The organism is Aquabacterium sp., from assembly GCF_049274795.1.
In the GTDB taxonomy this organism is placed as follows: Bacteria; Pseudomonadota; Gammaproteobacteria; order Burkholderiales; family Burkholderiaceae_C; genus Aquabacterium.
Genome location: NZ_JBASTH010000100.1, coordinates 80276 through 102589, shown reverse-complemented (window position 1 = coordinate 102589; position 22314 = coordinate 80276). Strand labels below are relative to the sequence as shown.

The window sequence follows — 22314 nt, the reverse complement described above, 5'->3', positions numbered from 1 at the left end:
CTCATCAGCGACAGCGCGTAATCCTTCTTCTCTTGTGAATACCTCGGCATTCAAGACCTCATCTGCCCCAAGAACCTATAAATCATCACATCATTCGACGCGACATCTATCCTGACAGAGGGGGGATGCACCAACCTGTCGAAGCTCGGGCGCAACCTGCGATCCGTGTACTGAACCAATACTTCGCGTTTGACGATGACGCTTACAGCGGCACGCTGTTCTTGAGTAGGCTGTCTTGCAATGGGTACACGCTCAGGCTCACGCTTCGCATGCCTCAGCAGCGCATTCATGCGGCTGGCATTCAGCATTTGGCGCATGTCACCATTGACCAGCCAGTACGCGCCGCTCTTGTCCTGCGCGAGCGCTCCAATCTCCATGCCTCGACGGATGACGCCGATGAAGTCGAGGTCAGGTTGAGCGAATGCAAACTGGCGCCAGCCGTCGCCCACCTTGATCTGCGTTGTGCTGGCCTTTCGTGACTTCATGGAGGTTTACACACATCGTCTGTTTGCTTGCAACCGAATCACCAATGACGACTCATAAATTCGGTGCGAAGCAACTCACCCGTGCGCATGTCGAAGAAGAACCGACAATCTTCTTGATAACCATCACTTCCTTCGCCATACATGACATATGGCGGGGCGCCTTTGGAGTGGAGTGGATTACCTAGGTCACCTTCAGCAGGGTTTGAATGCTCTCGAACGTGAGGCACCCCAATCACAACTCGTGTACTGCCATCAGGATTGACAACCACCCACTGCTTCCATCCCGGGGTAACGTATACCAGCCCGCTCATGTCAGGAAGAGGATCGGGGCAATGTGTGTTGTCATAGCTTTTCCCTCGATAGATCCACCGAGTCGCCACTACCGGAAGTTGAGCTCCTATCTGATCCCGATACCGGGTCTCCCATTTCACTGGATCGATTGCTGCATCCCGTTCCGGTAAATTCCTTGGAATCACTTTCCCGTTGGCATATACATCGACTACATCTTCAATTATTTCCATGTCAATGCCCTAAAAGTTTAGGTGAGGAGACTGGCTTCAGATACTGTATGCGCTCCGAGGCTGGAATCAAGAACTCTGCTTGAGTGGCTCCCCCTCGAAGCAGCGTGCCCAAATTTGCAATAGTGCCGTCCGACAGCTTCTCCTTGTTAATCTGACTTCCGGCAAAACCGATGTTGCTTGCCAGCGGCTTCTGTACCTCCAGTTCAACAACGTAGAAAGGTCCGTCAGTTGAGGGTTTGAATTCTCCGGTCACTGCTGCTCGTTGGCGTAAGTCAATGGCTGTGGAGGATACGTCATCGAATGTAGCCCAGCCTCCTAAGCGTACTTGGCTGAAGTCTTCACTCCCTTGTGCGATGGCTCGTTCAATTAACTTTGCCGTCGGAGCATCAACAATCATGTTGACTTTCGTTCCGATAGAAAGATCGCCGTTGATCACCGAGGTTGCAGTAGACCATGCAGGGGACCATCCCTTGGCAGTCATGGCAGCGTTGACCTCTCCAGCAGTTCTCACGGCCTTGACAGCAGCGAGCCCCGCGACGCCCATTCCCGTGGGACCAATGGCATCGCCTGCGGCGATCTCGCCACCGGCGATGGCGAATCGATTACAAGCTACAGGATTGCTCAGACACCAGCTAATGACCGGGGGGACTGTGATCGCAATGGCCGCGCCAGCGGCGCCCATCGTGGCATTTCTGAGTGTGCTTCGCGTACCGGCATCCTTGGCTGCCGCTTGCTGAATTTGCTGAGCGGTAGGTTGGGTGATGCCATTCTTCGCGTAGAACGCCAAAGCAGCGGGATCCGAGACGACCTGGGTGGCGTACATCATGGGATTGGCCTTTTGAATCGGGTCCACTCGGAACATGTAGCCGACCGTCTGACCCGGAATGGCCGGATCACCTGGCAGCAGCAGCCCTTGTGTATTGCTCTTCAAGAATTGCTGTGCCGCAGGGTCTGTATTTCCTGAAGCACCGAATTGAACCTCACGGAAGGCCTGCTGTGCCAATCGCTGCTCTGCTGCATCTTGAGAGATTCCTTGCTGCTGGGCGAACCGTTTGGCATTTTGCTTGATCCAATCGATTTCCTTGGGGTGCAACTGGCGGTTGAATTTGTCTGCTGTAAGTGCGACCAGCCCACCGACCTGAATGTCCTGAGCCGATCCTTTGCCACTCAAGCCACCGGCCAATGCGACAGTGCTCGCGCCCAGCAGTGACGCCGAGGCTTCGGCCAATTCCTTGCGGCTTTGCTGCGCCTGCGAAACCTTCGCTGGCGTCATGTCGTCCGTGATGGGCACGGACTTGTTGATGTAGTCGTTGATCTGCTTGGTCAACGCTTCATTGCCCATGGCAGCGAGTGCCCCAGCCACACCGTTCTGCCCGCCCGCGCTGGCCTGGATCAGCCCGGCCAGGCCATGCAGGGCGATCTTTTGTGGACTGCCTTCATCCCATTGGTAATGCTGCGCAATGTCGCCCGCGACGTTGAACGCCACGCTGCCCACGATCTGTCCAGCCTGGGCATTCTCCTGGGCATGCTGGATGTCCTTCTGAACATTTGCGGCTTGTTGCAGCGTCAGCGTGTTGACCAGCGCGCCATTGGCTGTCTTGGCATCGCGGCTGGTCAGATCCGTGGCCGCTTGCTGGCTGGCCTGGTCCTTCTGCGCGTTGCCGGTGCTCGTGATGGTGATCGTGGCCGGGCTGATCACGGACAAGGTGCTGCTGCTGTCGTGCCCCTTGTCGGGCAAGCCCTGCTGGCCCGCGATGTTGCCCAGCAAGTTGCTGGCGCCGTTTGCCGCCAAGGTGCTGCCCGTGCTGCCGCCGTTGTAGGCCAGCCCGATGCTTCGGCTGTAGCTGTCCGTGTCCTGCCTGTTCCGTAGATCCTGATAGCTCAGGCTGGCTGTTTGCAGGCTGTTTTTGGATTGGTCCGCCGTGCTGGTGATGGCCGCGCCCGTCAGGCTGGTGTCGCCTTGAACTTTGATGTCAAAACCGCCTTGTCCAGCAGCAATGCCACTTTGGCCCACGGCGCTTTGATAGTTGTGGGAAAAGCCGCTCTGTGCCACGTTGACGCTGCCGGTGACCACGTTGCCATAGCAGATCGGCGGGATGCACAGGCTGATGTTGACCCCATAGCTGCTTTGCTTGCTCTGGCTTTGGCTGCTGTCCTGCAAGGTGACGACATTGAGCTTGCCCCCAACATCCGCCTTCACGGTATCGCCCGCGACCTGGGCACCTTGCAAGGTGGTGTCGGCGCCGCTCTTGATGTTGAGCTGGTGCGTGGCCGTGACCAGCGTGTTGTCGTAGGTGGTCTCCGAGCCGTTGCCGGTGCCTCGGTTGCCACCCACCCCAAGCTGAAAGCTGATGCCGTTTTGCTGACCGAAGCCCACGGTGACGCCCACACCGGCACTGTGGCCCTTGTTGCTGCTTTGCTGGCCGGCCGTGTTTTGTGCGGCCATCAGGTTGAGGTTGCCTGCGGCGTCGAGGGAGATGTCCGTGGCCTGCAGCTTGGCGCCCACGGCGGTGATGTCGGCATCCCGGCTCTTGACCTCGATGGACTTGGCTTGTGCATTGGTGCCGCGCAGTTGCGTGCTGTCATAGTTAGTTTGCTGCTGGCTGCTGCTGGAGCCCAGGTTCACGCTGACGCCAAAGGCCGACCCCGTGCTGGTGTCCGTGGAATTCTGCTTGCCGCCAGCAGACACCAACTGGTCCAGGCCCTGAGTGGCTTTGTACGCGTCATACGCGGCTTTGAGGCGTTCTGCCTTCTTCAGCCGTTCGTTGTCGGTCTGGCTGCTGTTCTGAGCCATGGTCCAGGCACTGGTAATCCTGCTGCCCGCAGTGCCGGACAACTGCGCGCCCAAGGTGGTGCTGCTTTGTTTGGCGAACGTGCTGCCTTTGTCCGATGCGATCACGGCGGTATCCAAGGTCACGGCGTTGCCTTGAGCCCGGATGGCCTGACCGGCCAGCAAGTCCGCGCCCTGGGTGGTGACGTTGCCTTGGGCTGTGCCGCGATATTGGTTATCCGCGCCCGCCGTGAGCGTCAGGTTACCGCCGTTGGCCGAAAGGACGCTGGTGGACTGGCTGACTTGTGCGCCCTGGCCGTTCTGCTGGCTGCTCTGTCGGCCATACAAGGTCTGGTTCGGGCTCACGCCACCGATCAGGCCCACTTTGGTGCTGCGGCTGCTGTAGGTGCTGGTGGTTTGCTGGGTGTTGTCCGCCGCCGTGATGTCGAGGTTGCGGCCAGCCTGCACGGTGATGTCCTGATCGGCCAGCACGGTACTGGCCTGCACGGTGGCATCGCGCTGCGCGGTGATGTTGACATTCTGGCCGGACACGTTGCTGCCGACCTGTGTGGTGGTCAGCGTCTGCTGGGACTGGTCTGTGCTGCTGCGCCCAACGCCAACGCCCGATTGCAAGCCGATGCTCAGGCCGGATTTGCGTTCCGAACGGCTGTGACTTTGGTTCTGGGTATCCTGCGCCGACAGGATCTGAACATCTTGGCCTGCCTGCAAAGCCGTGTTGCCCTGCGTGCTGACGATGTTGCCACCTTGAGCCTTGAGGTTCTGCCCCGCCTGCACGGTCACGCTGTTGCCGCTAAGCGCGCTACCTTGGTTGAGTGTGTTGTCGGCTGTGTCTCGGGTGGTGATGGTCGTGCTGCTCAGGAAGCCCTTGACCTTGGTCTGATGGGTTTCATCGACGGTCTGGTGGGTTTGCGCGGCCTCGATGTTCACATTGCCCGCTGCCGTGGCTTGCAGTTGTCCCAGATCGCTTTGAAGCACGCTGCCGCGGATGGTCAGATCCTGGCTGGCCTGCAAGGTCAGGTTCCCGCTGGCGGCGACATTGCTGCCCACCTCTTTCGTGGTGGCATCGTGACGCTGGTTCTTGGCGTTCCAGACGATGTCGTGACTGTCGGCAGTCTGCACCGTGCCCAGCGTGAGGTTCCGACCAGCCGTCAGCGTGGTTTGACCCCCAGCGCCATCATTGGTCACCTGGGCCGCTTGCATGGTGAGGTCACGGGCGGCATTGACCAGCAGTTGCGCAGTGGCCCCGCTCACGTACAGGCTGGTCACGCGGTCGGTGTAGGTGGTCGAGCCCTGGGCATTGCTGTTGGATGCCGTGGTGGTTTTCAAGGCCACATCGCGGCCAGCCTGCAACTGAAGTTGATCCGTGGCGGCGAACTGTCCGCCAGTGCTAGTAATGTCCTGGGTGGCATTGAGGTTGACGGTTTGGCCGTTGAGACTGCCGCCGTTGTTCTGGATGTTGGCGGCGCTCATCGTCAGCACCTGGCGCGCGCCGATGCCGCCGCTCGTGATGGCATCACCGGCAACCTGAAGGTTCAGGTTGTTCGCGGCCATCAGGTTGCCATTGGCTTGCAGATCGCCAGGCCTGGGCACGAGGTAGACCTGAGGCTTGAGCACCTGAACAGTCTGGCCGTTTGCCAAGGTTACGGTCTTGGATTCCAACCACACGATATCGCTGGTCAGTTGGGCCACCTGGGCGGCGGTCAACGCGATGCCGGGCCTCAGGTTCATCGCCCGGGCCACGGTCACGCCGTTGTCCAGCAGCGCCCGGTATTCGGCATCGTTGCTGCTGTAGCCATCAAGGAAGCGCCTTCCCGTCAACTGCGCGATCTGATCCTGCACCAAGGATTGCTCATAGAAGCCGTCGCCCAGACGCTTTTGCACCGTGCTCGGGTCGATGGACAGTTGCGACAGCATGTAGTCGGAACTCAGCCACTGTTGCAGGCTGGCGAACTTCGGATCGATCTCGATGAGCGGCGCAGTGCTGCTGGCTGGCGTGGTGATCAGCAGCTTGCTGGTCGGGATCTGCGGCGTGGAAGATGCCCCAGGCAAGGTTGAGGGGGAGGTATTGCCGGAATAGACCAAGGGGCTCAGCGCGAGGGTCTGGACGGCAGGTGCTGGGTTGTAGCCGGTCGCGCTGCTGCCGGTGCGGTAGTCGTGATCGATGCATGCACCTAGGAGCCGATGTGAGCAATACTTTTCTCGCCAGTACGAAGTCACGCTGCCTGCATCGGCTGTGGTCTGAGTGCCGCTGAACGCGATGTTGTTCAAGGTCGTCACGGTCGCTGACAGCGTGCCGCCTGCCAGGACGCGGCTGTTGTCATTGACCAGCGTCCCCGCGTTGATGAGCATGTTGCCACCGGCGATGATGCTGGCCGGGGCCGAGTCCGTCACGACGCTTTGTGTGACCGTGCGGTTGTAGCTGTAGGCAAGCCAGCTCTCGAAGTTGCCTTCAGGCGTGGCCAGACGTGTCGAACCTCCGGCTTCATAGGTGTAGACGCCCGGCGAGCCCGGGGTGTAGCGATTGGGTGAGCCGCTGCCTTGATACTCCGTGATGGCCTGAGTCGTCTGGGTGGTGTCGGTCGCAAAGCGCGTGTTGCTGTTGTTGATCTGGTTGGCGTTGATGGTTGCGTTGCCTGCGGCCTCGATGGTCGCGCTGCGATTGTTCACCAGCGTGGCCTGGCCCTGCGCATGCTGGTTGCCATCCAGGCTGCCGCCGATATACAGGTCGCCCAGGCTGTAAATCAAGGCTTGTTCGTTGTTCTGGATGGTGGCGGCGCCGATATCCAGGCGCTGGCGTGCCGCGATGACGGGCGCTGCGCCATCCAAGGCCGTCTGAGTCAGGGTGGCGGCAGCGATGGACAACTGGTCTCCATAGATGCGGCCAGCGCCCAGGTTGTCGAGCATGATGGCCTGAAGCGTGGTTGTCTGACCGTCGATCAAGCCGGTATTGGTGACCGTATTGGCGGACACGACTGTGGTTTGCCCCGACACCTGGCCTTGGTTGATGAGGGAGGTGGCGTTTGCCGTCAGGGTGGTGCTGGCCTGCATGGCGCCCGTGTTGAGCAGCTGGCCTGCGCTGGTGAGCGTGAGCGATCCCGAGGTGGCGCTGATCTGCCCGACGTTTCTCACGCCCACGCCCGCCTCGCTGCCCACCAGCACGATCTTGCCCGCGTACATCCCGCCCAATTGAGCGGTGTCGATGGCAAATGCGGGCATGGCATCGGTGACCTGCGACGCGCCCAAAGGTGTGATGGCGGATTGATCTGCGCTGACCTGGTTGACGCCGGTCGTCACCAGCAATTGATTGGCCCAAATGCCCGCATTGACCTTGAGCGCCCGGCTGATGAGGTCGGTGTAGTCGGTGGTCTGGCCTTGCAGCCCCGCCCCCTGGACCGTGATGGTGCCGCCCGTGACCCTGTAACCGTCCAGATTGCCGTTGTTGATGATGGGCGTGCCTGTCGTGAGGGTGCCTCGGTTCGCATTGATGAAGCCGCAGCCGTCACAGGCAATGCCCGCAGGATTGGCCACCACCACCTGGGCCCGCTGCCCGGCCACTTCCATGTAGCCCTTCAACTGGCTGGGCGAGCCCGAGGTGACCTCGTTGAGGAGGACCCGTGCGCTGCCGCCTGCCAGCCATGGATTGCCTTGGACCCAGCCGCCCAACTGTGTTTGCGAGTTGCCTGCGGAGTTGTTGAGGATGACTCCTGTGTTGGGTACATCGAACTGGCTGTACGTGTTGCGCGAGACGCCCGCCGTGCTGGGGGTCTGGATGTTGACCAGCGTCACGCCATTGGCCGCGTTCAGCACGGTGGGCTTTTGCGTGGATGGCGCATTGCGGTCGGCCACGACTTGGGCCAGAGCAGGGGGTGCCGCCATGATCACGACCGCTCCCCAGGCCATCATCAGCCCAATGGTCAAGGCCTTGAAGTCACTCGAATGTGACAGCCCTTGATTGCTGTCTTGCGCCAACTGAACCGGCGCTGCGGCCTGGGCGGCTTGCCCCCGTTGGACTGTGCTGGCACATTCGGCGACGGCGATGAACAGGCCCCGGGCCTTGTTGAAAACGATGCGATGACGATGCTTGTTCATTGCCCTACCTCTTTGAGAACGTGTTGCTTGATGACGTGCCCGCGAGCACACGCATTGCCTTGTTCAAGGCAATGCCGATCCACTACCTATCAATAAAACCAAGTCAGACTGAAGCCGCCGCTGGACGACGCGGTCTGGAAGCCCTGCGGCATGTAGAGCGGCCAGCCCCAGAACAGGTCGTAGCCGACGCGCTGGACGGTGCCGCGCAGGCCGATGGCCGCACCCGTGAGCTTGTTGCCCAACAGGTATTGGGCGGACTGCCCCGCAACCTGTCCGTGGTCGAGGGCCACGTACATCTCGTTCGCGCTGCGGCCCAAGGCAAGGGCCAGGTCATTGCGGATAAGCCAGCCTCGGTCTGCGGCCAGGGTCAATTCGCCATCGAAGCCGCGAACGGTGTAGCGGCCACCGATGGCAAAGCGGTCTTGCGGCACCAGCGGCGTCTGGTTCCACTGCCCGCGCAGGGCGGTCGTGAACCGCCAGGCTGTGTCTCTGAGCTTGAAGGGACGGGCCAGTTGCAGGTTGGCTGTCACCAGCCTCGGGCGAGATGTACCTTCGCTGGTTGCTTCCTCGGGTGCGGGCATGGCTCCCATGGCACCCGTGCCGTGCCGGTAGGCCATTTTGGCATCGAGGGTCAGCGTGGGCCATGCGGCCCGATGCGACAGGCCCAATTGCCAGCCCGCCATCTGGCGGCGCTGGACCAAAACTTCCGTGTCATCGACGTAGTTGCTCGATGAGCGCAACCAGCCTCCGATGGAAAGCGTGGCCTTGTTCACGGCATCACGGTAGAACAGGCGAGAAAGTTGGATGTCGCTGTTGCTCGTCTTGCCGCTGTAGGTGTACGTCTGGTTGGTGCCCGCGACTTCCTGATGGTAGGACGAGTCGCTGGTGTTCCAGCTCAGAAGCCAGTAGCCGAAGGGTAGGGAGTAGTGGAGGGTCTGGCTGTCGGTGCCACGGCTGCCGGGATCGCCGCCGCCCAGGTCGTGGCCCACGCTGGCATAGAACAGGTCATTGAGCGTCCACCAGTTGTCGTAAGACAAGGTGAAATTGCCCTGGTACTTGCCAGTCGCTTTGCTGCCACTGTCGTCCACAGAAGCCGTGACGCGGAAGAACCGCTCTTGCGTCCAGCGGATGACCAGATCGCTTTCGCCCGGCTTGGCATCGGGGCCATCGGCAGGCTCGATCTGGATGTTGGCTTGCGCGGTAGGCAGGCGCTCGAAGTTTTCTAGACCCTGCTCGACGTCGCGCAGGTTGAGTACATCGCCTGCACGGACGGGCAGGGCATTCCACAGGCGGGCACGTTGCGTGGTCGAGTCGGCCGTGAGGCGAATGGCACGGATGCGGCCCGGCAGCACCGAGAGCTTCAGCGTGCCTTCGGCCAGGTTCTGCGGCGGCGCCATGACGCGTGTGGTGACATAGCCGCGCTGGATGATGGCGTTCTGAACACGGCCAATGACAATGTTGATGCCTTGGGCGCCCAGGCATCGGCCCATCACGGGGTCGGCATCGTGCGCAGAGGCGTGGCCTGCTGCCTCCAATGCCCAATGGAAGCGGCCCCCCTCGTCGCCTTGCAGTTCGATCCTCTGGATCGGAAAGCACGGTGTCTCACTGGCCGGAATGCGATCAGAAGCCTTGGGCTGTTCGGGCGTTTGCAACCGCACGTCAGGGCTGGGCTGTTGCTGCTTGCGAAGCAACTCATCGCGTTGTTGCTGCCGCTGCTGCTCCTGTACGCCGGTATCGAGGGGAGTGGCTGCGAAGCCATGTGATGGCACGAAGCAAGCCAAAGCAGCCAGTGCCGCGATAAGGCACGCGTTCATGCCTTGAACACCATCAACAGGCTTTGCGCCCGATGGGCCTCCATGGTTTTGTATCAACATCTCAACCTACAAAATTATTGTTTGCTGCGTCGTGAGGTGGCCGCTTGTGCCTCACCGAAGCGAGGCGCGAATTCTATGTTTGTGGTGCCGATCAGCAGTTGCGTTATCTCTACAAGAAAACTGGTTGATGCAGAGTGAGGCGTTCACTTACCACCGCTGTGTTTGATTCTGAAACTGCGTGATTGAGAGGGGTTGATAGGGTGGGCTGTTGCGAATGAATCCCCAATTGACCGTTGGATTGAGTTCTTCGCACATGACTGCCCGATTCACGATCTGTTCGATGTCGGGGCAATGCTGCGCCGGTACAACCTTGGATTTCGTGAGCCAATGGGAGATGTGGGCCTGCGTCAAGCCCTTCCCGATGTCTTTCGCCAGTTTGGACTGTGAGCCGACAATGCTTACCGCTTTGCGCAGGGCCTCCTGGGGCGTCATGGATGGAGCGCCTGAGGTGGAATGATTTGGCTGATTCATTTTTCAGATCAAATCCATGGTCCAGAGCCAACTGTCCAGTTCTTTGAAACGCTCCCGGTCAAGCAGCTCGTTGTGCCCCGATTGGTGGATGGCTTTGACCATTTCCTCTTTGCGCGTGTTGACAGGAAACTCGAATGAGGTGTGCGCGGCGATCTCGGGGCTGAAACGGTATGAGGAAAACATCTCAGGAATGATCCACCCCAGGATCTGCCGAACGCGTTGCCTGTCGTCTTTATTGTTCTCGGAGAAGTAGTCTTCGATCAGGCGGCGGGAGAAATCGAGGTGTCGCACCTTTTCCGCATGATGCAGCTTGAACATTTCCCGTGTAAGAACATCAATGTCCGAGCCTTCCGTCGCATACATGATGCTGGCATCGATGAGCCATGTCAGAACAAGATTGCAAGCCATGGCAATGCAAGGATGCATTTCAGGGAGCAAAGCTGAGATGCGTTCAAAGGCCGGGAAGTGCTTGAAGGTCGGCAGACCGGCCATGCGCATATATCGATTGAGCATCAACACATGGACGATATCTTCCTTGGATTGGACAAGCAGATATTCTTGGACCGCTGAGGGGATCGAGCGGCGATATCGATTCGGGTAGCTGGTATGGAGCGAAGCCATGCGCTCCTTGAGCTTGATGAGCCAGGACGCGTCCCGTGCAATCTCCAACCACGACATGTCGATGCGCTGCTGCGGACTCAGAAGTTCGTGAAATGGCGTGCCATACAGCCAAAGCTGCGACAGGGCTTTGGCGGGACGATCACGGTTGATGCCTAGATCCCATGGGATCGCAGTTCGCACTTCCAGCGGGCGCTCATCGGACTTCCTCAGCAGTGTATGAACGTGGGACAGCGTTGCACCGCTGATCGGGATATACGTTTTCTCTCCCTCGATGTCCTTGCGTGCTCGAAACAGGCATCCCAGGCGATTGAAGACGAGAGGCCACTCCAAATCCATATAGGCATGGAGGCGATGAGAATGAGAAGGGCTGAGCGCGCTCATGAATGAATCATGCAGGTACGGTGTGTGGTTCATATCGATTCGCGCTAGTCCTTAGGTTTCTGGGCGATCCGCAACGCGCGGTGCAAGGCTTTGATTCCCAGCGAAACGCGATGCAGTTCATTGCGGGAAGATGCTTCGTCCGCCTCGAGCGCAAAGCGCTCCAGGCGTTCGCCTGGTTTGCTGTGCAAAATCTGCCGCATGAAGACCGACATCGCTTTCGCGGATGAAGATATGTTGGTGAACCACACCACGGCGATGACAGTCAAGCCAATCAGCATGGTGAAGGCCATCCAGCCCATTGGGCTCATCGTCCGAAACAGATCCACTGCGCTGTTGTTGTCCATGGGGACCGTCACGCTGATGATGCCTGCGACACCACCTTCTTCGTATCCGAAGCCATTGCTGTTCAGGTACTTGGCCTTGATGACCTCGGGGGCGCCCTCTGGTGTGCCATGACAGCTCATGCAAGCCTTCTTTGCCGTGAGCCTTCGGGCATAAAGCAGCGTGCCTTTCTTGAACTGCCAATACTCCGTGGCCACGGACCCGTCCCGTCGAAAGGCGTCGAGGGCCGTGCCTTCAAATTCGTTGGGAGCGTTGTTGGGGTTGAAATTGCGGTGGCTGGTGAGCTTGAACTTGACCCGCATGGGGCTGGCTTCCACGATGTCACTTAATTCCCGCTGGACCAGCGCCGGATTCTTCCGGATGTATGCGGTGACCTGCTTCAGGTCTTCGGCATTGATGATGTCGAATGGCGAGCCCTTCGGTTTCGGGTCTGGGCTTGTGCTTCCAGTGCGGTCGCCTGTTGCATAGACTGCTGGCCTGATGCTCCCTGCCGGGAATGCGGTATCTGGTGCCACCACTCCATGATCGAGCACCTTGGCATCAAGAAAGTCACCAGCTTTGATCGGCTTCGCGGGATCGCTGTATGCCCAGAAGCCGTTGTAAGCACTGGCCAGATCACCTACTGCCTCAACATAGTTGGCCATGTCCTCCGCTCGATGCAAGGCTTGGCTTTGGACCACGGTTTCTTGCAGCTGCGTGAAAAGGATTGCACCCACCACAAAGATGGATGACAGAAGCGCAAGAAATTGACCTAGCGTGGGAAGGCGGTTGAAGGCGCGGATCATCGAATGTTCTTGAGTGCGTTGACGGCTTCACGCGTGAAGGCGAGGAAATCTTCTTCTTCATCGAAGTAGGATCCGAGCGCGCGAATCGTGCCTGCCAGTTGTGGTGTTGTGCCCTCGTTCTGCTGACGGGCCAGAAGAAAGCTCTTGCGGACGGCGCGTTCCGCTTCGGAGGCGAGAAACTGACTTGCCACCTTCGTCAAAGGAACTAGCCAGGCCGGTTCCATGCTTGTATTGCTTGCTTCTGTCAAAACTTGGTATGACTGAAGCACCCTTAGAACCGATTTGCCATCTTTGGTGATGACGCCATCAGCGCCGCATGTCCGCGCGAATTGAACGTCGGCCGGGCGTACCTCATCCCTCATGATGAAGATGCGCCCGACGCGCTCACGGTAGTGCTTCAATATTTGATTGACGGCCCGGTAAGCGCTCTGATTGCCGGGCAAGACGGCATCGAGGAAAATCACCCGGTGGTAGTTCTGTGTGAGCAAGCCTATGGCTTCCACCATCGATTGAGCGAGGGTGACCCCGGTCGGCAAACTGCCGAACCTGTCCGCTTGTGCCGAGACAATCACTGCTGGTTCAGTCATGCTCACAGCCGGTCCCTCGATCAGCGACAACCTCATTACTTGCATACACGCCTGCTCGTAGTGAAACTAGGCATTGCTCAGCTTTTCAAGCTGTCGTGCACGAATCAATTGCGACTCCACGAAGTGCCAGTCAAATACCTTGTCCATCACGGATTTGACATAGGATTTCCTGTCACCTGGATAGTCGGGTTGATGCGAATGCTCCCAAACGTCGAGGTTGCCAAGGACCGTCAATCCGGGCTTGGTTATAGGGGTGTCCGCATTGGAGGTGGGCAGGATTTCAAGCTGGCCGGAACGGACGCTATGAACCAGCCAAACCCAACCACTTCCGAACACGCTCATGGCCTTGTCCAGCCATGCTTGCTGGAACTGCGGCACACCACCAAAGCTCTGTGTCAATGCTTCCTCAACGGTTTGAGGCGGCTGCCCACCACCATTGGGAGAAAGACTGAGCCATTGAATGCAATGGTTGTAGTGCTGGGCTGCATTCTGGAAAGCCACGCGAGCGTCTGCGTCAGCCGTCCACATCAGAACGACCAATTCGCGTAGGCTGTATCTGCTGATCGATCCCGGATGAGCGGCCTCGATGCGCCTTAGTGCATCGACGTAAGCCTTGTGGTGCTTGCCATGATGCAACTTCATCGTGTTCGCCGAAATGACGGGTGCCAGCGCGGATTCGCTGAAGGGAAGGGGCATGAGTTCCAGCGGCTTAACCAGCGCCAGTTCGTTGGCGTCGCGTATGACGCCGCTGACCTCTCGCTGGTTGTCCGGCCTCAAGTTCATTGAGGGTGCGCAGCCGGCTATTGCGAGCAAGCCAAGCTGTGCCGAAGCCGCTTTGAGAATCTGCCTTCGCTGAAGTGTCTCGTTCACTCTGAATTTCCTGTGTGAATGGTTAGGGCTGTGCACCTGAGGCGCCGATCATTCGTTTCTATTGCGTCTGAGAAGCCGAATGAACAAAGCAGTCAAGAGAGTCCAGAAGAGGTAGGCCAAAACCAATGGGATGTAGGCTCGCCATGACGCGCTGTACTTGGCAGGTAATCCTTGGGCGACTCCCGGCGCATGGTTCAAAATCTCCGACACGGTGACCTGGGCCACGATCAGTTGACCGTGACTTGGCCAGCCGGCTTCCCTGGTGACGGATTCAACATATTCACTGGCTCGTTGATCCCTCGATGCGCGTTGAGCCAGCGCGGCAACATCGTCGTTCGCTGCATCCATGCACAGCAGCCAGAAAGCAGCCAATCCGGAAGTGAGGATGGCGCCCATTCCGAGATCCATCGCAATGAAATGCAGTGTCTGCCTCATTGCTGTCGCATCGGTGCCGTGGCCCCCGACGATTGATGCAGAGATGAAGTGAGTGAGTCCATGTCGGATCAATGGAAGTACGCAGGGTGACTGGATTGGTCGTTCGCGTGCTCGACCTTGATGCATGGGTTGTCCATGGCGAGAATGGAGGTCAGTTGAAATCGATCTACCGACGCAAAGTACAGATCCAGAATCGTGCTTGACCCTGACAAGGCATGTAGATCGATGTCGAAGTGCAGCGTGTCAAACACTGCCTGGGCAAAGTGTTGCCAGTCGGTGTCGCTCATGACCAAGCATGCAGTGAGCATGTAGGGGCCGATCATCATCTCTGCGCCTTGGGTTTCAAGTAGGCGGTCTCGCAGGACACCGAGGAATTGGTCGAAGGACACCATGACTCATCCGATCAGGACATCTACTTCGTTGGTGCGATTCGGCAACGTGAACTTGACGCTCTGGTACATGCCCAAGGCAATGTTCATCAATAGCAAGTCGTCAGCCGTCACCGAAAGGGTGTGGGAGGCATACTGGCCCACGGCCACCTTGTGGACCGTGTAGGCGAGCTTCGAGATGAATGGATAGAAAGAGGTATGAAGGGCAACCTGATCGAACTGAACCTTGTAGTTCTTGATCAAGGGCTCCACACGCCGAAGCTCTGTGTCGTCGATAGGACAGGCGTGATGAAGGTAGTGCGCTGTGACGAACGCATTCAGGATGACCCAAAGATGCGTCCAATTTGGGAACATGTCCTTCAACTGCGTGAGCTTCTTGAAGACGATTTCCAAGTCCAGCTCGTATCGGGCAGTCGAGATGACGCTGGGGGACGGCAGTGACCTCAATGTGTTCAAGCTACCCTTGAAGCACACGCGGCTGTGTGCCAAGTATTCGTAATTGAAACCCGCACCGTTGTCGATCACCTTCACCTGTGTGGCATCGTCATGCCAGGAACTGGTTCTGATGTCTGCCATGAATTGATGACATGAATAGCCATCCCCTTGGGCCTTCACTGCGTCGCCGACTTTTTGCTGGGCTGTCAGAACGGCCATCATGGTCTGATACTGATTGCGGTCTCTTTGTGACGAGGCCTGATGCAGTCCATCAGTGGGTGACGGCGCGGGGGAGTCCCAATCGTCGGAAAACTGACGCCAGTGGTCGATCATGGGAGGCTCCTTCAGCATGTGGCGACCGTTGTTAATCGATTGGAATTGGAAAAAAATCCTCTCCCCACCCATGCGGCCAACAACACGGACTTCGCTGGTGTCTGTGCCGGTTTGGAGGACGTGAAGGCTAAACCGTATGGGTCTGAAAGCAGGGGAGAGGATCGAACCGCCTTTGACAGCAGGCTTCGCGGGAGAGGAACTCTTGTGATTGAAAAGGTTGTCTACTCGGTACGTCACGTTATGAGGCGGATGCGCCGCTGCCCTGTGCTTCACACAAATCTGGCGGTACAGTCCCTGCGGTAAGAGTTTTCTAGAATGTGAACTCTGGTAGAACCGTCAACAGCCCCACTAGCCATCAATTCGTTCAGATAGGAGCGCATCGCACTTGAGGCGTTCAAAAAGTTTCGTGTACTTTCGCGCTTGTGTCAATGAGGTGACGCACGCAAACGAGTGCTCCTCGCTTTTTTTGAAACTGAATGTGTCTTTTGTGGCTTTTTGAAATTGGGGTGAATGTCATCTGCACGTTGCCAATGTTTCGGTATTGGTCGCGCGCTTTTACCTGCATAACAAGAGATGAACAATCAAGACACTGGCCCAGATGGCGAGCAAGGTGCTTTTGCGCTGAACGAGCGCATTCAACTTAATGATCGGCTTCAGCAATACCGAATGAGTGTTGTCGATCGGGTGGCGATGTACCTGACAGCCAAAGGGGTTGCCGAACGCAATCACGCGGCCAAAATCGGATCTATCACCGGCATCTCTGCGTTGCAGAACCGCCGCAAGCTCAAGGGAGAAACTTCTTTCGCTGTAGAAGAAGTTGCCTTGATTGCCTCACATTTCGATGACCCGCCGTCGGCCATCTTCAACATCCAGTGGCACACATGTGAGTTGGAAATCGCAGGCGAACGGATTCAGGCCAGGGCTGACATCGGCAAGCGCATAGACGCGCCTGGCAACGGCCAACTAGCCGCTCGCCGCGGAAACCCCTGGCAACTGATTCTTTTCAAGGAAGGGGATGCCGAGCAAGATGACTTGTTCGAGGTAAAAGAGGTCGAACTCGTCACCAACCCCGAGAAATTGAAGGTGGCAGTGTTGGACGATGACGAGGATGTGGCCGGGATGATTGCGGATGCGCTGCAAGACCTGGGCTATCTCGCTGATCCATTTTCGTCAGAGAACCAATTGTCGGAAAGTATCGATAGGCATGATGCCTTCATCGTGGACTACAAGCTCGGTCCTCATCAAACCGCTGCTCAATTGATCGCAAGAATCAGAGCAAATAAGCCTCATGCGCTCATCTTACTGCTTACCGGACAAGCGAAAGAAAACCTTGATGCTGACATTGCCCGATTAATGCACTTGCATGATTCGGAGCTTCACGAAAAGCCGGTGCGCATTTCTATTTTGGCTTCTGCCATTCAACGGTGGATGAACAAGCAGCGCGCCAGATAATGATGAGGGATCTGTCGCCACAGAAGCAAGATGCGTTTCTTGCAGCACTGATTCAAATTTGCGCCTCTGTGTTGATCTTGGCCTATTGGAGCTTGGATCTGTACACGCGTGCTCCATCGTTGATTGCACGCGTGGGTCTTCCTTGGCTTTGCGTGTTTTTTGTCGTATCAGCGGGGGCGACGTGGTGGATGCCTGGTCGATTGAACGCGATGCGGGTGGTTGTTCTGAGCGTTTTATTTCTGTATTTTGAGGTAACACTGGCGCTCGCCTTATTTGTTCAGGAACGCGTTGATCTGAAATGGGTTGGCCTGATCGCCGCTGCTTTGCCGCTTCTATATGTTGCATCGTTTGCGTTGTTGATTCGACGGGGACGAGTTTTTCCTGTCTTGGTCGCCATCGTGACGATAGGTCTTTGTGCCGCTAGTCTTGCTCAAAGTCACTGGCAAGGGGAGGATTCTGAAGAGGTTATTGCTGTGGCGAGATTGGCGCTGATCCAGCCGATGTATTTGATCATGCTCATCTGGATCGACAGGCAGCGTCGCAGGAGAATCGCCGTGCAATACGAAGCCCTGGGTTCTCGCATGACCATGCTGGCAATGATCACCCATGAATTGAGAACGCCTCTCCAAGTGATATCGGTAGCCGCTGAAGGCTTGGCAAAGGGTGCCAATGGCGCGCAGCTTTCTTCCTTGAATCAAAAATTCTTGAACCGAATCCGCAGTTCAACAGCAAAACTCAATGCCAGGTTGCGTGACCTTATCGTCATCACTAAGCATGCCTCTGGCTTGAGTCCTGCAGTCATGGAACCGTTCAACGTGCCCAGGCTCATCAACGTCCTCTTTGAAGAGCATCAGGCCGCTGCCACCGAAAAAGGCAATGAACTCAAGAGTGAAGTTTCAGTAGATTGCTTGGATATTCGCGGGGATATGAATCGGATGCACCAAATACTAAGCAACTTAATTGGTAATGCGGTTAAATATACCAATTCTGGTGTGGTGCTGGTCAAGGTCAGTCGGCATCCAAAGGATGGGAAGCATGGGACGTATTTTGTCGTCGAGGATTCTGGTATTGGTATAGATGCAGATCAAATCGAACGCATCTGGGAACCCTATGTGCGCATTACCAATGACCCGAACGTGGCATTGAATGAAGGGAGCGGTTTGGGTCTGTCGGTGGTTCGGTTGCTGGTGGAAATGCTCGGCGGCAAAATTACTGTTGAATCGACTCCAGGCAAAGGAACAATATTTACTGTGTGGATGCCTCTGTTGGAACCTTAATCCTTTGCCTTCAAGACTTGCTCTATTGCATAGCCCAATTCAAACATTGTGACAGGCTTGACCAAGTAAGCATTGATTCCCGCCGCTTGAGAATGGTGCTGGTCAAACTCGCGGGCAAGTGCGGTTAAAGCAATAATGGGTACAGCCCTGAGTCCCCTACTTGCCTCTTCGGTTCGTATATGTTGGGCTGCTGCAAACCCATCCATGACGGGCATTTGGCAGTCCATCAATATGACGGATGGTCGGTTTTGCTCCAGCGCGGCAGAACAAGCTGAATTGCCGTCCAGTACGTGCTGAATCAACGCGCCTCTTGAAATCAGGTTGTCGCAAAACAATTCGCCCACGACTTCATCATCCTCTGCTAAAAGGATATGGAGACCCTTAAAAATATCGTCGCGTGATTCATTTGACGACGACGATAGCTGCCAGGCAACGGACTGGGAGTTTTCTAGACACCTCAGGTCGATTGAGGCGGGGGAAGCAGTTGCCGGAGGTCTTTTCCCCTGCGATGCCTCATCTGGTTCATTGCTCGGTGCGCGAAGACTACTTGTTGTCCTACTCTTTCGGAATAGAAAGGCCATCTCCATCCCCACCCAGTTATCTATGGCCGCCTATCAGCGGGCTCTTCAAGCGTCCCATTTTATACATCTCTTTCGATTCCACGCAGCCAAGCGTAGAGCTGACAAACTGTCAACGCAGCTTGATCCATTGCGGATTTGTTTCAATTTGCATACATTGAAACAAATTGATTGTCGCCCTCAACTCTTTCCGGGGGTAAACCTTAGTCCAAAGGGCGACGAGGTGTGCGCTATGGTCTTGTCAATAGGGTGAAAATATTCAACAAGGAGAGTGATGGATTGTCCATCAAAATGATATGCGAAATAACCTGATTGCGGGAATCCGTATTGTTTTGGCAGAAATATTGACTGCGAAATTTACCCTTTATATTTTTGGGGCAATCATCAAGATCGCGTTTCGCGGAAAAATCAACACCGTGGCATTGTTTTATCCAGCGAATAGACGTTATTTGGAGTCGGTGACGTTTCCCTGGTATGCCGCCAAAGTGAAGTGGCATCCGAGGTTCGCGGGAATTTTTCGCCACGGAGACGGCGGGGGGCTCGTTTTTTATATGGGTGCTTGTGAGGATGAAATGTCTCATCCCTCTGCTGATAATAACCTTCGGCAATTGTATGAAGAAATGCAAGGCATAGCAGCCATACTCGGCATTGATTTCGTGGCTTATTCCGGTGTGCTACCAAGTCTCATGTCTAAGGCCGGTATTCAGCGGGCGCCAATTGAGGTGATGAGGACAGTTCAATGGATTGTTGGAGCTATTGAATTATTGAGGCAGCGTGCTGCTTTGGCCCGTAAGTGTAATGTGGTGGTCCTTGGTGCCGCTGGCTTCGTAGGTAAACGGGTGGTGAGCCAATTGACGCAGACAACTCAATTTCACGTTATTGAAGTGGATCCTGAGCACGAGGATGCAGTTTGCCGGGGTACGTTGCCAGTGCAGCAATTGCATGGATCGGAAACTATATTGGTAAATATTTCAAGGGCGGGTGCGATTGAGAGCTATATAGATTTGTTTTGGCCAGGATTGATTGTGTTGAATGAGGTTTATCCAGAGTGCTCCGGCTTTGCTTTGCAAAAAATGAAGCTCGTTGGTGTTCGTTACTTTCATCTGCGTGGGGTGGAAGGATGGAGCTTTCCCCAATTCCCGGGTGCATATGCGGGCGCGGTGCCATGTTGTGCTGCATCTGCTGTAGATCCGAACAGCAAAAAATCAGAGTTGATTGCCAATATTCTGATCAGCGAGGGGTGAGTAAGGTGATTAGACGGCTTCAGAGAATATATTTTCTTTTCGCTGGGCGATCTTTTAAGAATTCAGATACTGAGCGCTTGTTTCGTGCTAAATACCAAGAGGATGGGGTAGAAATGGTGCCCATCTTTTTCTACATGGCCGGATTGAGTTTCTTTGGATTCTCGGCTGTGGAGGTTTTTGGATATGGGCGTCCGTTGACTGAAAGAATCCAATGGGTGCGTCCGCTCGTGGCTTTGGCCTTTGTGATCGGGGGGCTGACTTTCAAGTACAGAATTGAACTCTACCGGCGCTTTTTCCAACCCATTGTATGCGTCTGGCTTGTAGTGTATTCGGCCTTCATTCTGTGGTTTGAGTTTGCAGCGCAAATACCCGGTCATCCAGAATTCTTCTATCTGTCAGTCACTGCCATGTGCCTCTTGCTGACAGTATCTTGTTATTACTTCATGCATCTGTCCGTGCCGGTGGCCGGCGTGATGAGTGTCATCTTTCTGGCAATGAGCTTGACGGTCATCAATTTGTCTGATGTTGGTCACGACTCATCCACTTATCGGATGATCACTTACATCATTGTGGCCAACATGACAGGAATGTTAATGCGGCAAATCTCGGATAGGAGGCAGCGTTATCTCTTTGTGCGACAAAAGAGATTGCGTGAAATGACATCGATACAGGCAAGATTGATCGAGGCTCAGGCGATAGGTATGCAAGCCAAGATGAAATTCATTGCAATGCTAAGCCATGAAATGCGTACACCAGTCAACGCGGTAGTTCATGCAATGGAAGTAGTCAGATTGGACATGAAGGGTGAACTCACTGAAAAGCGAATGGAGATGCTTCGCAAAGTAGATGGTCGGTGCCAGCAGCTTCTACGCACATTTGACGACTTGCTTGATTTGGGCGCGATGAGCGAACAAATTAAGCGGCCTGCTGTAACTGAATTTAATTTGGTTGATCTTGTTGCTCAATGCGTGCAGTTGATTGAGGAGTACGCCGTTGAAAAAGGGCTTTCTCTTGTGGTGAATATTGATCGCAATTTGCAGCATTCATGTTATATGGGGCCGGCGTCAGCATTGCGTCGAGTGCTTTCTAATCTCATGGCAAATGCAGTCAAATTCACCAGCAAGGGGGGTGTTGCTGTTTCAATCAATTTGGTGGAGACAATGGCATTAGAGGAGAGAGTTGAATTCTCTGTTTCTGATACGGGAATAGGTATTGCTGCCGAAGAATTGGAGAATATTTTTCAACCTTTTTATCAGGTCGAGTCCAGCCTGTCTCGCCGATTTGGCGGCAATGGCCTGGGTTTGGCAATATGTCAGCAGTTGGCAGGCAGCATGAGTGCCTTGCTGCTTGTTGACAGTGAAGTAGGGCGTGGTTCATGTTTTAAGGTAATTATTTCGCTTGCCCCTCTTAGTGCTGTACAGAAAATTGAAGTCGCATGAGAATTATGCGTGGCAATAGATCTTGAGCAAGAAAAGAAACCCGCTGGCGGCCCTGCCAGCGGGTTTCTTGCTTCTACTGCGGCCTGCCAATGCAAAGATGGCAGGCATTGGATGATACGAATTTGGCGTTCATGCGCGCCAAAGCCTTCATTATCAAAATGGTTATGGCGTGGTTTGTTGAGGCAGAACGATTTTCTTCATTGAGATTTGTGCAAAAGGGACTGTCTCCAATGCCTTAACATCGAATTGCCCTGATTCAACCTTGGCTTTCAACGCGCTAAGTGTCTTAGCGGGCAAAGTGGACGCGACCTTATTCGTCAGGAATGGCGGAATGCTCCCTGCCGGATCGGCAAAGCCCTCAAGTTCCACGATTGTTTCGTTGGCGGAAATTGGCTTGACTGTGAAGCCCGAGTACATGTTGGTCATGCGAACGCGCCCTTCTTGTTCCGGGACGCGCTTCTGATCGACGCCTCGGGAATCTGCAAACACGGTTACGTCCAACGACTTGGGGTCTTGCTTTACGGTGACCCTGGCCACGGTATCTCTGTCGCTTGTAGGCCATTGACCTTTGATGACCATGTAGCAATAAGACTGATCTGTATTGTCTTCGGCAAGGGTCCGATCTTCGAGCATGTTGTAGACCCAGTTCGAAAAGGTTTCTCGCACCAATACAAGGGCTAACACTTGCTTCATCGACGCTTTGACTTTGACCACTCCCTTGAAGGTCTTCAGTGGTGTCTTCCCTTCATCGACCTCTTTTTTTGCAAAGAGTTGGACACCATCTTCCACCTTCGTCGGTTGCCATTCGGGCTCCTGAGCGAAACACGGTGTTGAGGTAATTGCTAGAGCGATCAGCGTTGACATGAGCACGCGCATGTGAGTCCCTTTCCGCTAAAGATGCGTGTTGGATTTCGT

18 protein-coding genes and 1 pseudogene are annotated in these 22314 nt (G+C 55.8%); 4 read left to right on the top strand and 15 right to left on the bottom strand.

Annotated features, from left to right (window positions below):
• Positions 1–50 precede the first annotated feature (50 nt).
• The 13 genes and pseudogenes from WAQ08_RS17100 to WAQ08_RS17040 form a co-directional block, all read right to left on the bottom strand.
• Entirely contained in the window at positions 51–485 is a 435-nt protein-coding gene (locus WAQ08_RS17100; RefSeq protein ID WP_422193205.1) for a hypothetical protein, read from the bottom strand.
• 38 nt (positions 486–523) lie between these two features.
• The gene (locus tag WAQ08_RS17095; protein ID WP_422193203.1) at positions 524–1006 is read right to left on the bottom strand and encodes a hypothetical protein; all 483 of its coding nucleotides are present in this window, start codon (positions 1004–1006) and stop codon (positions 524–526) included.
• 1 nt (position 1007) lies between these two features.
• Positions 1008–6845, bottom strand: coding sequence for a hemagglutinin repeat-containing protein (locus WAQ08_RS17090; RefSeq protein ID WP_422193208.1), 5838 nt, complete (start codon positions 6843–6845; stop codon positions 1008–1010).
• A gap of 75 nt (positions 6846–6920) precedes the next feature.
• Positions 6921–7886: pseudogene (locus tag WAQ08_RS17085) on the bottom strand (filamentous hemagglutinin N-terminal domain-containing protein); the annotation flags it as partial.
• Positions 7887–7975: 89 nt separating this feature from the next.
• Entirely contained in the window at positions 7976–9700 is a 1725-nt protein-coding gene (locus WAQ08_RS17080) for a ShlB/FhaC/HecB family hemolysin secretion/activation protein (protein WP_422193201.1), read from the bottom strand.
• Positions 9701–9907: 207 nt separating this feature from the next.
• Positions 9908–10192, bottom strand: coding sequence for a helix-turn-helix domain-containing protein (locus tag WAQ08_RS17075; protein ID WP_422193200.1), 285 nt, complete (start codon positions 10190–10192; stop codon positions 9908–9910).
• A gap of 42 nt (positions 10193–10234) precedes the next feature.
• Positions 10235–11233 (bottom strand): diiron oxygenase, encoded by a 999-nt coding sequence (locus WAQ08_RS17070; RefSeq protein ID WP_422193198.1) that lies wholly within the window; start codon positions 11231–11233, stop codon positions 10235–10237.
• 44 nt (positions 11234–11277) lie between these two features.
• A complete protein-coding gene (locus WAQ08_RS17065) occupies positions 11278–12360 on the bottom strand; it encodes a Tll0287-like domain-containing protein (protein WP_422193196.1) in 1083 nt (360 codons plus the stop codon).
• Positions 12357–12953, bottom strand: coding sequence for a hypothetical protein (locus tag WAQ08_RS17060; RefSeq protein ID WP_422193194.1), 597 nt, complete (start codon positions 12951–12953; stop codon positions 12357–12359). The genes WAQ08_RS17065 and WAQ08_RS17060 overlap by 4 nt, the downstream gene beginning before the upstream one ends.
• Before the next feature lie 60 nt (positions 12954–13013).
• A complete protein-coding gene (locus tag WAQ08_RS17055; protein ID WP_422193193.1) occupies positions 13014–13817 on the bottom strand; it encodes a superoxide dismutase in 804 nt (267 codons plus the stop codon).
• A 48-nt stretch (positions 13818–13865) separates the two neighbouring features.
• Positions 13866–14252, bottom strand: a complete 387-nt coding sequence (locus WAQ08_RS17050) for a hypothetical protein (protein ID WP_422193192.1) — start codon at positions 14250–14252, stop codon at positions 13866–13868.
• Between the two features lie 68 nt (positions 14253–14320).
• Positions 14321–14644, bottom strand: coding sequence for a hypothetical protein (locus WAQ08_RS17045; RefSeq protein ID WP_422193190.1), 324 nt, complete (start codon positions 14642–14644; stop codon positions 14321–14323).
• Positions 14645–14647: 3 nt separating this feature from the next.
• The gene (locus WAQ08_RS17040) at positions 14648–15409 is read right to left on the bottom strand and encodes a hypothetical protein (protein ID WP_422193188.1); all 762 of its coding nucleotides are present in this window, start codon (positions 15407–15409) and stop codon (positions 14648–14650) included.
• A 573-nt stretch (positions 15410–15982) separates the two neighbouring features.
• On the opposite strand from WAQ08_RS17040, the gene WAQ08_RS17035 reads away from it, so the two are divergent.
• Together WAQ08_RS17035 and WAQ08_RS17030 are read left to right on the top strand one after the other, a co-directional pair.
• The gene (locus tag WAQ08_RS17035) at positions 15983–16861 is read left to right on the top strand and encodes a helix-turn-helix domain-containing protein (RefSeq protein ID WP_422193186.1); all 879 of its coding nucleotides are present in this window, start codon (positions 15983–15985) and stop codon (positions 16859–16861) included.
• The gene (locus WAQ08_RS17030) at positions 16834–18138 is read left to right on the top strand and encodes a sensor histidine kinase (RefSeq protein ID WP_422193185.1); all 1305 of its coding nucleotides are present in this window, start codon (positions 16834–16836) and stop codon (positions 18136–18138) included. The genes WAQ08_RS17035 and WAQ08_RS17030 overlap by 28 nt, the downstream gene beginning before the upstream one ends.
• Here WAQ08_RS17030 and WAQ08_RS17025 read toward each other — a convergent pair.
• A complete protein-coding gene (locus tag WAQ08_RS17025; protein WP_422193184.1) occupies positions 18135–18719 on the bottom strand; it encodes a response regulator in 585 nt (194 codons plus the stop codon). The genes WAQ08_RS17030 and WAQ08_RS17025 overlap by 4 nt on opposite strands.
• Before the next feature lie 293 nt (positions 18720–19012).
• On the opposite strand from WAQ08_RS17025, the gene WAQ08_RS17020 reads away from it, so the two are divergent.
• Positions 19013–19960 (top strand): hypothetical protein, encoded by a 948-nt coding sequence (locus WAQ08_RS17020; protein WP_422193183.1) that lies wholly within the window; start codon positions 19013–19015, stop codon positions 19958–19960.
• A gap of 77 nt (positions 19961–20037) precedes the next feature.
• Complete coding sequence (locus tag WAQ08_RS17015) at positions 20038–21399, top strand: sensor histidine kinase (protein ID WP_422193182.1); 1362 nt, start codon at positions 20038–20040, stop codon at positions 21397–21399.
• Between the two features lie 162 nt (positions 21400–21561).
• On the opposite strand, the gene WAQ08_RS17010 is transcribed toward WAQ08_RS17015, so the two are convergent.
• The gene (locus WAQ08_RS17010) at positions 21562–22263 is read right to left on the bottom strand and encodes an START domain-containing protein (protein ID WP_422193180.1); all 702 of its coding nucleotides are present in this window, start codon (positions 22261–22263) and stop codon (positions 21562–21564) included.
• Positions 22264–22314 lie beyond the last annotated feature (51 nt).

What these genes read in the sequence shown, in the direction of transcription:
- WAQ08_RS17020 (WP_422193183.1), top strand. Translation starts at nt 19,013, where the DNA reads ATGCGAAATAACCTGATTGCGGGAATCCGTATTGTTTTGGCAGAAATA.
- WAQ08_RS17095 (WP_422193203.1), bottom strand. Translation starts at nt 1,006, where the DNA reads ATGGAAATAATTGAAGATGTAGTCGATGTATATGCCAACGGGAAAGTG.
- WAQ08_RS17080 (WP_422193201.1), bottom strand. Translation starts at nt 9,700, where the DNA reads ATGAACGCGTGCCTTATCGCGGCACTGGCTGCTTTGGCTTGCTTCGTG.
- WAQ08_RS17025 (WP_422193184.1), bottom strand. Translation starts at nt 18,719, where the DNA reads ATGGCCTTTCTATTCCGAAAGAGTAGGACAACAAGTAGTCTTCGCGCA.
- WAQ08_RS17075 (WP_422193200.1), bottom strand. Translation starts at nt 10,192, where the DNA reads ATGACGCCCCAGGAGGCCCTGCGCAAAGCGGTAAGCATTGTCGGCTCA.
- WAQ08_RS17040 (WP_422193188.1), bottom strand. Translation starts at nt 15,409, where the DNA reads ATGATCGACCACTGGCGTCAGTTTTCCGACGATTGGGACTCCCCCGCG.
- WAQ08_RS17100 (WP_422193205.1), bottom strand. Translation starts at nt 485, where the DNA reads ATGAAGTCACGAAAGGCCAGCACAACGCAGATCAAGGTGGGCGACGGC.
- WAQ08_RS17065 (WP_422193196.1), bottom strand. Translation starts at nt 12,360, where the DNA reads ATGATCCGCGCCTTCAACCGCCTTCCCACGCTAGGTCAATTTCTTGCG.
- WAQ08_RS17070 (WP_422193198.1), bottom strand. Translation starts at nt 11,233, where the DNA reads ATGAGCGCGCTCAGCCCTTCTCATTCTCATCGCCTCCATGCCTATATG.
- WAQ08_RS17045 (WP_422193190.1), bottom strand. Translation starts at nt 14,644, where the DNA reads ATGGTGTCCTTCGACCAATTCCTCGGTGTCCTGCGAGACCGCCTACTT.
- WAQ08_RS17050 (WP_422193192.1), bottom strand. Translation starts at nt 14,252, where the DNA reads ATGAGGCAGACACTGCATTTCATTGCGATGGATCTCGGAATGGGCGCC.
- WAQ08_RS17090 (WP_422193208.1), bottom strand. Translation starts at nt 6,845, where the DNA reads ATGCAGGCCAGCACCACCCTGACGGCAAACGCCACCTCCCTCATCAAC.
- WAQ08_RS17010 (WP_422193180.1), bottom strand. Translation starts at nt 22,263, where the DNA reads ATGTCAACGCTGATCGCTCTAGCAATTACCTCAACACCGTGTTTCGCT.
- WAQ08_RS17035 (WP_422193186.1), top strand. Translation starts at nt 15,983, where the DNA reads ATGAACAATCAAGACACTGGCCCAGATGGCGAGCAAGGTGCTTTTGCG.